This window comes from Mycoplasma tullyi (assembly GCF_014068355.1).
Taxonomy (GTDB): Bacteria; Bacillota_I; Bacilli_A; order Mycoplasmatales; family Mycoplasmoidaceae; genus Mycoplasmoides; species Mycoplasmoides tullyi.
Genome location: NZ_CP059674.1, coordinates 187,170 through 200,458 on the forward strand (window position 1 = coordinate 187,170; position 13,289 = coordinate 200,458).

General features: G+C 33.6%; 5 protein-coding genes. All 5 read left to right on the forward strand.

Translation table 4 applies throughout. The features are described 5' to 3' along the window. Positions 1-89 precede the first annotated feature (89 nt). The 5 genes from H3143_RS00860 to H3143_RS00880 all read left to right on the forward strand — a co-directional run bounded on the left by H3143_RS00860 (position 90) and on the right by H3143_RS00880 (position 13,284). Positions 90-974, forward strand: coding sequence for a P30/P32 family tip organella adhesin (locus H3143_RS00860; RefSeq protein ID WP_182078952.1), 885 nt, complete (start codon positions 90-92; stop codon positions 972-974). Positions 975-1,135: 161 nt separating this feature from the next. Further along, a complete protein-coding gene (locus tag H3143_RS00865) occupies positions 1,136-4,534 on the forward strand; it encodes an adhesin P1 (protein ID WP_182078953.1) in 3,399 nt (1,132 codons plus the stop codon). Between the two features lie 23 nt (positions 4,535-4,557). Continuing rightward, complete coding sequence (locus tag H3143_RS00870) at positions 4,558-7,755, forward strand: cytadherence protein A (RefSeq protein WP_182078954.1); 3,198 nt, start codon at positions 4,558-4,560, stop codon at positions 7,753-7,755. A 213-nt stretch (positions 7,756-7,968) separates the two neighbouring features. Then, entirely contained in the window at positions 7,969-10,689 is a 2,721-nt protein-coding gene (locus H3143_RS00875) for a cytadherence protein B (RefSeq protein WP_228444803.1), read from the forward strand. Positions 10,690-10,695: 6 nt separating this feature from the next. Next, a complete protein-coding gene (locus tag H3143_RS00880; RefSeq protein WP_182078956.1) occupies positions 10,696-13,284 on the forward strand; it encodes a cytadherence protein C in 2,589 nt (862 codons plus the stop codon). The last annotated feature ends 5 nt before the right edge of the window (positions 13,285-13,289 follow it).

Below are 13,289 nucleotides of genomic sequence, written 5' to 3' on the forward strand. Positions count from 1 at the left end.
TTCAAATTTTAAAATCGTATAATATATATGATCTGTAAATATAAAAAAGTTCATAAAAAAATTATGTTTAGTAATAATAGATAACAAATATGTTTAGTTTTAAAAAGTTAAAGTCCAAACTTGTTGGAGTTAGCTTTGTGTTCTCGGGTGTTGCCGTACTTGGAACCACAATCGGTCTAAGTAGTGAACACAAATACGAACATTCACCAACACTAGTCTTACATGATGGTGAATCTAACTCCGTTGGTCCTAGAAAAATTACATCCGAACCTTGGTTTTATCCAGTTGTAGGTGCAGGTGCAGGGTTGATTGTGGTTTCATTACTCTTAGGTTTAGGAATCGGGATTCCGATAGCTAAGAAAAAAGAAAGAATGATGATCCAAGAACGTGAAGAGCACCAAAGGATGGTTGAGTCGCTTGGAATGATTCAAGAAGAAAACAAAACTGAAGCAGTTGAAACTACTGCTGCATTACCAAGTGAAGAAGCTAATGTTAGTGAACCTACTCAAACATCAAGTGTAGAAGCAGTCACTCCTCAACTAGGTGTTGGTCAACCTGGATTTAATCAACCACAGATGGCTCCTCAATTTGGTGCAAACCCTCAACAAAGAATGAATCCGCAAGGATTTGGTGCTCCAATGGGACCTAACCCAATGGGTCAAATGCCTCCACGACCAGGGTTTCCTAACCAAATGGGTCAAATGCCCCCAAGACCAGGGTTTCCAAACCAAATGCCTAACCAAATGGGCGGTATGCCCCCAAGACCAGGCTTCCCGCCTAACCAAATGGGACAAATGCCCCCAAGACCAGGTTTCAGACCACAACCTGGTGCGCCTAATCAAATGGGCAATCAACCAGGACCTGGTTTTCAAGGTCCACCCAATGGTCCTAGAATGAACTTCCCTAACCAGGGAATGAATCAAGGAATGCCAGGACCAAGACCTGGTTTTCCACCACAAAATGGACCTAGATAAAACAATAAAAAACCAAATATTAATCTTATCAACTAAAATAATAAAGATATTTAGACCAAAATATTATTATTAAATCCTTATAAACTTTTTATAATTTATATAATGATTACCAAAGCTTTAGATAACCTAAATATTTGTTAACATAGTAAAGAATTGAAATCGTGAAAAAACTTATTTTTAAATTATCAGTCGGAATAACTCCTCTTGCCTTAATTGGTTTAGGTAGTTTTGGATTAGCACTTCATGGTGCTAAGCCAAATAATTTTAAACCAGTTAACCAAGCAGATGAAATGGCTAATGGCCAATCTAAACTTTTAGAAAAAGCTAGAAGATGAAGAAACTCTAACTTTACCTCACTTTCAGTTGATGGTTCTAATGCTGGAGCATTAGTTTTAACTGGAACTAAATCAATTAGCAGAATTGATTTATATGGTAACGTACTTTGAACGTTTGATCCTAGTAATAGTGATCTAACTAACAAAGTAGGGTTTTATGATTCTAACAACCGTTTAACACCTTTCTCAGGTAGTACAGACTTTAATGTTAGTGATCTAAGCTCTAAAACAGTGGTAGAAGCTACCCAAGATCAAGAAGATCCTAATGTGTTCTACTTATTATTAATTCCAGATGCTGCAGTTGCTCAAGAACAAAAGACTAAAGATCAAGTATTTGAAAATTATTATATGGCGGACCCTACACCTGTTGCACCTGTAGCTGGCGGTGAAACTGGAGCTCAAGGTGGTGAAGCTGGAGGAGCAGGAGCTCCTGCAGCAGCTGCTGGAGCGGCTGCTGTACCTGGAGTTGGTGGACCTGCTGCAAGATCAGCGAGTTCAGTTACTAGACTTGTAGAAGATGGTGATACAGGAATGGCTGGAATGACACCTGGTTCTGCTACACAAAACATGGTTATAGGTTATGAAGATCCTACTAACATGATCCCTAAACCTAAAATGTTATTAGATAGTTCTGAAGATTATCAAACTATTAATGCTAACAAATCTTACAGCAGCATTAACGCTCAAAAGAATTTACAAGGTGTTATTGTAAAAGTTAACGAAAATTTATTTAATGCTGAAAATCCTTACGCAATTGAAAACATGGCTTTCATTACGCCTAAGGATATGGTTGATAATTACCCATCAACTTGAAAACAAGGTTCTAGTAACGGTAAGATGTCTAACGTTACTAAATTCTATCAACATGATAATCCTATGGCTCAAGATAATCTATCTTTCAGAGCTAAATACTTCCCTGCACGATTACAAACTCAAATTAATACACCTTTAGTTGATAGTTCATTCTCACCATATGAACACCCTGAATGATATGAAGGTGATCAATTCGTAATGCCTTGGATGCAATACATTACTAACTTAGGTGGTCTATATGCTAAAGATGGTATGGTATACCTATTTGGTGGTAATGGTACTTGAGTTAATAATGAAAGTGCATTAAGTATTGGGGTATTTAGAACTAGATTTGAATCTAGAACTGCTGATGCTCCTGGTAAAGTTAAAACTGTAGGTTATCCTTATGGTGTACTATTATCAGCAATTTCATCTGATGCTGCTAGAAACCAATCTCCAAGTCTTGCAGGTTTAGGGCAAGACCCTGGTTATCACTTTGTACCTAGATTAGCTGTTGGTGGGGTAAGTTCACCTAAAGGTGCTAATGGTAATATCTTCTTAGGTTCAGCAATTACTTGAGGAACTAATGGTGGTAATATCTTAGATACTAAATGAGACAGTCCAACTGTGATGAGAAATGCGCCGACTACTTTCGTTACTGTAAATAATATGGGAACAGTAGTTTCAACCGGTACAACAACTGGAAATCAAGCAAATACAAATGGTATGCCAATGCCCACTGGTGACGGAAATGAAGCTGTTCCGGCTAGATGATCAAACTCATACGATTACAACTCAACTAGATTTGCTGCACTAATCAGCAAACCTGCTGGTGGTAACACTAAACAAGTTGAATCATTATTTACGACTGCACTTAAATTAGATACATTAAATTCTTTACCTGATCAATTTACTCAACAAAATAACGTATTCTTTAGTTATGCAATGTTAGATGGTCGTCAATGAAGTCTTGGTACTCACAAAGACAGTTCTTGATTAACAACTAATATGCTTAATAACTTCACTGCTAATACTCAAGCACAATTAGGTACTACTAGTGAAAACGCTAATCCAAGAAACGTACTAAACGCTTTAACAACTGCTAAAGGGTTTGATCGAAGAGATATTGGTAATGTAGTTTATACATTCTCTAATAACACTAATAATTACACTTATTACTATCAAGTTGGTAGCACGATTACAACTTGACCAGAAGTTGGTGTAAATTATAAGACTAGTGCTAATATTAATTTCTATGGTTTAACTAGAACTGATTTTGGTAGTGTGACTCAAGTTCCAAGTCAAGACAACAACCAATCTGCTTCTAAACTAAACGGTGCTTACTTATCATCTACAGGTGATTCAGCTGGTTGATACAACGGTTCAATCTATGTTAAACAAGCTAACTTCACACCAAGTAGTCAAGGTTATACTTGACAAGACTTCAAAGGTTTAACAACTACAGCTAGTAATGCAGTTATTTCTAACTGATCTAAAGCTGGATATAGTATTAGACCAGATGATGATACAGTATTTAGTGTTTCTAAGATTCCTTTTGATAAACAAATTGATGCTGCGATTAATGTAAGATCACTTGATAGTTACTACGTACAATTACAAGGTGATACTTCAGTAAACTCTGTAGCAAGACTTAGTCCTGAATCAACTGCTTTAGCACTAAACAATACTAGAATTACTAACCCATTAACTAACCGTGATGATGTAATTGGACAAGGTGCTTTTGTAAGTAGAAATGATATTCCATCATCATTCTTTGAAAACAAGATTAATGATCTTGTTACTGAACAAGATGGTGTTGAAGTATTAGATCCTAAGTTTATTAACTCTATTTATAGATACACCCCTCCTCAAAACAATCCTGATATTAAATTAAGATTATTAGTAATTGATCGTTCAAGAGCTACTAATGACTTCATTAAGTTATTACCTCAAGTAAAAGTTGATGGTCAATTCGTGGCTGTTCCACAAGCTAACAGTGTGTTTGTATCAGACCAAGAATTTACTGGATTTAATGCATTACCTGGTTATGTCTTACCAGTAGCGATCTCAATTCCGATCATTATTATTGCATTAGCATTAGCTTTAGGTTTAGGGGTTGGTATTCCGATGTCGCAAAACCGTAAGATGTTAAAACAAGGATTTGCGATTTCAAACAAAAAAGTTGATATCCTTACAACTGCAGTTGGTAGTGTGTTTAAACAAATTATTAATAGAACTTCTGTTACCAACATTAAGAAAACTCCACAAATGCTTCAAGCTAATAAGAAAGCTGGACCAGCTAAACCAGCTAGTGCTTCTTCACCTGCTGCCAAAAAACCGGCTTCACCAGCTAAACCATCTGCACCAGGATCAAAACCAGCAGCACCAGCTAAACCAAAAGCTCCAGCAGCTCCAACTAAGAAAGTTGAATAATTGAAGGTAATATATTAAAAGTTATGAATATTTCTAAAAAACTTAAAAGTTATACATTAATAGGTGGATTAGCTGTATTAGGAACGCTTGGTTCTGCTAGCTTTGGTTTCAAACAAGCAGAAAAGTCTTATGATAACCCTCAATTAGTTAATCAAGCTAAAGAATTAGATGCAGGCTCAATTCGACTTAATGGTCTTGGACAAAACGGTTCTTTATTCAACACCGTTTTAAGAGATGTTGATGATAACTTCATTACATCTGTAGATGGAACGATCGTTAAATTAGATAGTTTTACTAAACCATTATATGGTTTAGATCTAAGTGATGATTTTGCGGGTTATAAAGTTAAGCAAATTGTTGCAGATTATACAACTAGTAGAAACCGCTTTGATCAAAGACAAACAAGAGCTTATTATGCTTTGTTAGTTAATGATGATGCAAATGTTCATTTAAAGAGAATTAATCAAAATCCTAATCGAATTGGTACTTCTAATAATAATTCAAAATACGTAATTGGTGGAGTTGATAATCCTGCTCACGTAATTAGATTTACTGATGATGGAACTAAACTTAACTTTACTAAGCAAACTCAAGGTGAAATCGTTAATGATTTCATTTTAGATGCTCCGTTATTACCTAAAGATTTAGCTCCAGATTGATATAACTTATATATTCAAAGACAGATCTTACCCAACGACGTAAACACTGCAGTTGTTCCTTGACCTGTTGGAAGAGTGAGCGGTAATAGTGCAACTGATGGATCATTTGATTTTGGTAACGGTGTAATTGGAACAATGGATCCCATTGCTGCATCTAAAACTCCAACTAGTGATCAGTCGATGATGTTTGATTCATCTAAAGCTCCTAGTTCTATGAATAGATACGATTCTGAATTAAACGTTAAACACAGAATTAAAACATCATTTGAATTAGATGAAAAATTCGTTTATCCTGAATGAACTGGAACTGAAAAGAATGATAATCTAACAAGATTAGCAACAGCACCTACTAGTAGCAATAGAGATTTAAATAATTATTACAATCTTAATATCCCGGGAACTCCTAATGTAACTTTAAAAGAAGACTCAGTTAACGTATTTTCAAGATTATACTTAAACTCAGTTAACTCTTTATCATTCATTGGTGATAGTATTTATATCTTTGGTACTTCTGATTTACCATCATTATGATACTATGCATTCCCTACTAGATTGTCTGATTTAACTACTTTAAATCAAGTTAAAGCTAATGATGCTGAAGCTTCAGCTACAGACTCTGGAACAATAACTAATGGGAATATGGCTACTGCTGGTGCGACAGCTGCTGATGGTGCAGGTGCTGGAGCTGGAACTGTAACACAACCTGCAACTGGAGACGCTGCAGCTAACACAACAGTTGCTAACCCTATCTTAAGCACTTTCCGTAGTTTTGGAATTGATAGCAAACCAACTTCTGTTAACAAAATTGATGAAACCAATTGAGCAGATCCTAACGTTATTGAAGCTAGAATATATGCTGAATATAGATTAGGGATTTCAAATGAAATTTCTGAAGTAAATGCTGGTCGATTTATTGCTAACACAATTGGTGGTGTAGGATTTACATCAACGGGTTCAAGAGTAGTTTTAAGAGCTTCATTTAACGGTGGACAACCAACTGGAACTTTCCAACCTTTCTTATACGTATTTGGTTACTTAGGTTACCAACAAACTAGATTCGGTGATTTCTGATACGGACAATACAAATTATTAAACAACAGCCCTTACGACGTATTAGATGCTGCAAGAGCTGCTACTAACCCTGATCTTTCTAGAAGAAACTCATTAACTTATCCAACTAACGGTGGATTTTTAACTGAGGCTGGTGCGAGAAACTTCTCTAACACTCCATATTTAAGACAAACAGGTGAAGGATCAGCAAATCGTGCGATCTTCCAATCTGCTTATGCTGACAGTACTTATCAATACATTCAATCTGTTTTAGGATTTGATGGGATTAGAAACAACCTAAACGTTGGTGTTAAAGCAACCAGTTTCTTAAACTCTAATAGACCTGATGCAAACGGTCAAGAAATGGTTGTTGCATCAACTTATCTAAGATCACAAATCGGATTAGCTAGAACATCTGGTATGGCTGGTGCTCAACAATTTGGTACTACCCACCAAACTATCTCTGTATCACCTGGTGATCAGTTCTCATCTATTAAAAACATTAGAACAATCATTCCAGGTAATGGATTATGATACTTCATCTTTACTAATGATGCTAAGAAATCAAGTGTTTATACATTAAGATTACCTGATTCAAGCAACCCTAATGCTTCAAGTTCATTCAGTCCAACTAGTTTAATTGATGTTAATGAGATAGGTGTAATCTTACCATTATTAGATAACTCATTCTATGCTGTAGATAATTCTGGTAAAGTTGAACTATTCTCTGCTAATCCTGGTTCTCCTGGATCATTTACTGAAGTAAGTACATTTAACTCTAATTTATCTGATATTGCCTTCCAAGGTTCTGGTGCAAGATATACATCTGATTTCTGAGGAACTATTCAATTCAAATCTGATGAATTCTTAATTCAAAATGGATTTACTAGTCAGATTGCTAGAAACTTTGTAACTAACCAAAGTTTCTTAAACAGTTTAGTTGACTTTACTCCTGGTAATGCTGGTGCTGAATATCGTGTTGTAGTTGATCCTAATGGTAATTTAACAAACCAAAGTTTACCTCTTAAAGTTCAAATCAAATACTTAGATGGTAAGTTCTATGATGCTAGATTAAAGAACAATAATTTAGTAACCTTCTCTTATAATAACTTTGCTGCACTTCCTACTTGAGTTGTGCCTACAGCAATTGGTAGTACTTTAGGGATCCTTGCAATCATGATCATCTTAGGATTAGCAATCGGTATTCCACTAAGAGCTCAAAGAAAATTACAAGACAAAGGGTTCAAAACAACCTTCAAAAAAGTTGATACTCTGACTGCTGCGGTTGGTTCAGTTTACAAGAAGATTATTACTCAAACTGCTAACGTTAAGAAAAAACCTGCTGCTTTAGGTTCTGGTAAAGCGGGTGCTGCTAAACCTGGTGCAAAACCAGCAGCCAAACCATCAGCAGCTAAACCAAGCGCTGCTGCTAAACCAGCTGCTAAACCAGCTGCTAAACCAGCTGCTCCTGCTAAACCAAGTGCTCCTAAACCAGCTGCTCCAAAAAAATAAAAAATAAAACTTCTTAGTTTTTAAAAAAATAACCTCCCTGGAACTGATATAGCTTAACACCTATATCAAAAAAGGGTGGTTGTTTTATGTATAATAATTACATAGTCAATTTACTTATAAATATAAGTAAATAACCAATATAGTTATCATTTAAAAAAGATAATGCTAAAAGCTCATATCAAAAGATCGCTTATTCTTTTTATTATCTTGCTAATGAGTGTGATTAGTTTGGTTTTTGTTGGTCTTTTTAATATTAAAAGACCAACAACAAACCAAGTAAAATTGATTAATCAATCAACTAATCTAATTACCAATCAACCTAGTGATCAAGTAATAAGAAGATTTTCATTAGATACGATTAGATGAAATGCTAATGCTAATTTTTCATCATCTCATACAAGAGATGGGGGATTGTTAGTAATTGCAGCTGATGGGCAATTAGAAAAGATTGATAGCTTTGGTTATTTAAAATGAAGACTTAATCTAAGAAATATTAATGCACTAGCTAGTGTTGATGATAATAACAATCTAGTTTATAGTGATAATCGAATTGTATTAAAACCACTAGACCCTGCTTTTTTAAATAGTATTTCTAAAAAAGTGGTAGCTGAAGCGATTCAGTCTAAAGAAGATCCAACGATTTATTATGTATTAGCTGTAAGTGATCAGATCTTAAATAATGATGTTAAAGATCAATTATTTAGTTTTCAGCAATTAGCTACTGATCTATCTTCTCAAGGTGTAGTACTAAAACTAAAAGAAGATCCAACTCAGATCAATGATCCGGTTGGGATCATTGATTATGCAACGATCTCACCAACTGATTTAACTAAAAACTACCCTACTAGTTGAAAAACTAATACGTTATCCTTATATGGTAGTAGTGGTAGTTTTACTAAAGCTGATCATCCTTCTTGGTTTAGTAATGATTCTAATTTTATCTCATTACCATGGTTACAATATATTACTAATTTAGCTAATCTTTATGAATATAAAGATAATCTCTTTATCTTTGGTGGGAATGGTAATTGGATTAATAACGATCAAGCTGATCGTAAGCAAGCAGCTAAATATTTATCTATAGGTGTATTTAGGATTAAGTTTCATAAAAATTTAGCTACTCGACCAACTGTAACAGGTTATCCTTATGCTTATTTATTAAGTTCATTAACGTCTAATGATCCTGATACTAGAAAATTACTATTAGGACAAAATAGTAATTATACGTTAGTACCAAGGATTGCAGTTGGAGGGGTAAAACAAGGATTAGGTCCAAATAAGAATAGTGTATTCTTATTTGGGAGTATTACTACAGGTTTAAGTAATACTGATGATGTAAACCAAGTGGTATTAAATTCACCTAATTATTCCACTGAGCAATTGGCTAGACTTAACACTTTAACCTCAACCCCACTTAGTGCTAATAATGCGTTAAAAAACTCGGTTGGTCCAAGAGCACTAATTGGGTTATTCTTTAATTTAGATGATCTAATTAATTTGCCTGATCAGATTGATCAGTCAAATATCAGTAGTACGTATTATCTAAATCAAAACTCTTATCCGTTTAGATTAATAGCACCTTGAACAACAAGTGTTGCTCAACCTAATATTGATGCTTTAAATGTTGCTAGTAATAATAAATCAATAACTGGAACATTATTTAATTTAACAATCCGTCATGGGTTTAGAGAAAACGATCTTGGTGGTTTAATTCAGCTTGATGATAATAGTTATGGGGTTGCAATCGGTCCATATATCTTAAGACTTTATTTACCTTCATTAAATCGGACGATCGCCACTAAACCTAACTGGTTATATCGATTATCTAGTACTGATTTTATTACCTTTGATATTAACAGCCCCCTAAACTTTGATCCGATCTTTAGTTTTAAAGATTTTAGGGGCATTGGGGTTGTTCATAGTAATAAATCTTATTTATTTAGTTTATTTGCTCCTAATTCATTAATTACCACCACACCAAAGTTGTATTATTCAACTTTTAGTGATCAAATGAATAGTAATCCCAACTTTGATGTGATGATGATTAATAAAACTAATGGGATCTTGCAGTTTATTAACCGCGATGGGTTAGCGCTACAAAACACTGACTTCTCATTTAATCTTTATTCAGTCAATAATGATGATCTACAAGATAACGGGATTGTTAATCCCGTTACGCAACGCGTTAAATTTTTAGGGAGTGGTAGTTTTAATCAAGCTAAGAAGCTTGATTTAATCAGTACTAGTTTAAATGATCTATTTGAATTAGATAATAATGAAACGATCCTAAAACCAGATCGGATTAAACAGATCTATAATTATTTTCCACCTAGTAATGATCAAGATTATCAATTAAAATTAAAAGTAATTAATCTTAACTATGATCAAGGAACTTTTAAGTTAGTTCCTTATGTGTTTGATAAACTAACTAATGATTATCAGATCATCCCTGATCATAGTAATGGCTTAACAACTAATGATAGTTTTCTAAGTTTTAAGAAATCAATCGGAATTGATGAGATCTATTTATATGTTGGTATTGGAGTACCAATCGTAATCTTATTAGTTAGTCTTGGATTAATGACACTAGTTGGAATGGCGCTAGTAAGAGAACGTAAACGATTGATTAGATCGTTTAGAACCAATAATCTTAAAGTTGATGGTTTAGTTTTATCAATTGGTTCGGTGTTTAAATCGTTGATCCATTCTTCAAAACGATTTAAACGGTTGTTGGCTAGTGATAAAAATGAAACAGCACAAAAACAACTTGATCAAAAAGTTACTCATTCTACATCACCAATTAATAACCAGCAAACGCCAAATAATCCCAACCAACCATTTAACCCAAATCAAAACAACCAAGGACGGGTTAATTTCTCAAACCTAAGAGATTACAAAGCTAAAACCAAAATGATCAGTGAAGATGAATACTAGATAGAAATGATTAAAAAACAAATAGGACAAGACAAGATAAAATACATTACTAAGATTGTTATCAGTCTTATCTTATTGTTGTTCACAATTTTAGGTATAAGTTCGACTTTTGATCATTCTAATAAGTCAAACAATCATAATATTTCATTAGTTAATCAAGCTCAATTAGTAGCTGATAACAATCAATCATATCAACAAATCAAAACTCAAAATAATCATTATGTTACTAACAGTAATAATGATTATTTTGTCTTAACTAAAACTGGTGTAGTTAAACTAGATGTGTTTGGTAATGTTTATTATAACTACAGTTTTGCCAACAACTTCATAAACTATGAAGCTGTTGATTTTGTGGCGGATTCACTAAAAGATGATTATTATTATCTATTGATCAAAAACCCAGTTGTAAGTGTTAATGGGAATGATCTAAACACATTAAGTGTGAGTTCTCCTGCATATGTATTACAACTAAAAGATGAGAACAACACACTTAATGTGATTAAGACTTTTCAATTAGGTGCGTTTAGATTTTCTAGAGATATAGCAACCCTATACAGTCGCATTGGATTTGAACTAACTCCTACTAGCACAAACTTAGCCGGACTATTAGATAAACCAATTAATAACACCTTGATGAATAATATCTCAGCATTTTATGATCATGCGATTAGTAAACTGGTGTTTATTAATAATCGTATAGGGGTGTTTGGTAGTAGTAATGAGTTATCATTATGGTTTTATTTATTTAATGTAAATCAAACCAATGATTTTACTAATAACACCGATGTTAATCTAATCACCATCTTCCCCCAATTATATGGAATGACCAATCTGAATTGGTCATTAAATAATAGTATTAATAATGCTAATCAAGCTACTAATGCGCAGTTTGTTATTAACAACATTAGACTATACACCCCAGCTTATTATGTAATTGGAGCTAATGTTGTAAGACAAAATCTGGGGAATCAAAACGGGTTATTGAATTCCCAACAAACTGCGATCTATTCTTTACATCTAGGATTAGTCCCAGCACCATTAAGTGCAATCAGAAACAATAACCAGTTTGGTTATAAGATTAGTTCAACCTACTTTAATGCAGATAACCGTAATTATTCCAATCTGTTTGTAAGTGGAGTGATCAGTCAAACTAAAGTTGCCCAGATCACTAATAACGTTAATATCTTAAATGAGTTCTTTAGTTCTTCTTATACGCTAAGATTAAATACATCAAATCTTAGTAATAATTCTCAAACTGCTTATTCTTATTCTGTTCAAGAAGATGATGTTGATCAAAATAATAGTTATCCCAACCTTGTTGGTATCTTATTAATTAAGAATGAAATCATAGGGTTTTTATACTCAGCTGATAGTTATAATCTGATTGCTCAGATTAACTATCAGCTGATTAGTGATGATGTCAGTATGGCTAACTTTGATCTATTAACTAATATCTCACTAAAAGATAATGATTGATATTTAACCTTTTTTGATCCAAGACAATCAACTAGTTGGACTAATATTATTAGTCCAACGATAAGTCAGACTAGTAATGGCACGCTAGCCATTAATTACACTAAGATCTATCAAGCAGATCAACCTGGAACAATTTTCTTAACTTTAGTTCTAGGTAATAGTGCATTCTATACTTTAAGTAATGAGAATAATAAAGTTGATCTGAACCTTGTGTTTTATGATCAAAAAACACAAGGTTTTAGACAAGCAAGTTTTTTTAAGAACGGTGTTCCTAGTTTTGATAATGTTCCAGGTTCTGATGGATCAAAACTATGGGGAAGAATTAGTTTTAAACCAGATTCTTATTTAGTTAAACAAGATCTAAATACCACAAGTGCTATGAGATTAAGCAATAATACTTTATTGCTTAATAATCTATATGAATACACTCCTGGTGAAATTGATTGAAAACCAAGAGTGATTCCCACTGCACTTGATGATTCAATCTTAAGATTATCAATCCAGTTACCTTATTTTGATGGGAACTATTATGGTTCTAATCAGAGATTAGTTAACTTATCGTTCCCATCATTTATTTATGATAATCTAAATGCTTATCCTTCTTATGTGATACCAACGGTTGTGGTATCAGTGGTTGCAATTTTTATATTAATAATTGCATTTGTCTTTTTAATTGTTGTTAATATCTTAAAAACTAAGAAGATTTCTGTTGATCTATTTAGAAATGCTAATCGTAAGGTGGATAAGCTTAATGATTCGGTAAACATTATCTATGAAAAGATTGAGACTAAATTATATAGTGCTCAATCTGAACCTAAGAAGATTGCTAATAATCAAACTAGAGTGATTCATCCGCAGTTTAGGAACCAAACTGTTGGGATTAATCCCACAAATGTGATTAATCCTAATGTACGACCTGGGATGCCTAGAACCCCTTATCCTAATCAAACAAGAGCTTATCCTTATCAACAAACTGGTTTTGTTCCCCCAAATCAACGCCCACCGTTTAATAATCAAACAAGACAGTTTACTCCAAGACCTCCACACCCTAACCAAACAAGAGCAACACCAACTCAACAATATGGTTTTTATAACCAGAATAAAAAACCAAATAAATAGATTTA